Raw genomic sequence first — 514 nt, forward strand, 5'->3', positions numbered from 1 at the left:
AATCAGCGCGGCGAGAAGAAAGTCATCAAGACCTGGAGCCGCGCCAGCACAATCTTCCCGCAGATGGTCGGCCACACCATTGCGGTGCACGATGGCCGTCGCCATGTACCGATCTACATCACCGAGAACATGGTCGGCCACAAGTTGGGTGAGTTTGCGCCGACGCGCACCTTTCGTGGCCACGTGACTAAAGAAGAAAAGACGACGGCCACCGCCGGAGGAGCGAAGAAATGACCGAAGTTCGCGCGCAGGCCCGCTACGTGGGCGTCTCTGCGCAGAAGGCGCGGTTGGTGGTAGACCTGATCCGCGGCCGGAAGGCCGAAGAGGCGCTCAACATCCTCAAGTTCACGCCGAAGGCTGCCGCCCGGCACGTCTACAAAGTGGTCAAATCGGCTATGGCCAATGCAGATGAAAACTTCGGCCTGGACGTCGGCGAGCTGATTATCACCAAGGCGTTTGTGGATGAGGCGCCCACTCGCAAGTGGCGGCGCTTCGGTGCGCGTGGACGGTTCAA

Annotated in this window: 2 protein-coding genes; both read left to right on the plus strand. The window is 60.9% G+C overall.

Features of this window, described 5'->3' with window-relative positions:
* On the plus strand, window positions 1-234 hold a 234-nt coding region (gene rpsS / locus NZ773_16375; GenBank protein MCS6803500.1), incomplete at its 5' end, for a 30S ribosomal protein S19.
* A partial coding sequence (gene rplV, locus NZ773_16380; GenBank protein ID MCS6803501.1) for a 50S ribosomal protein L22 occupies window positions 231-514 on the plus strand: 284 nt, incomplete at its 3' end. The genes rpsS and rplV, both read left to right, overlap by 4 nt.

The organism is Dehalococcoidia bacterium (genome assembly GCA_025054935.1).
GTDB lineage: Bacteria > Chloroflexota > Dehalococcoidia > SpSt-223 > SpSt-223 > JANWZD01.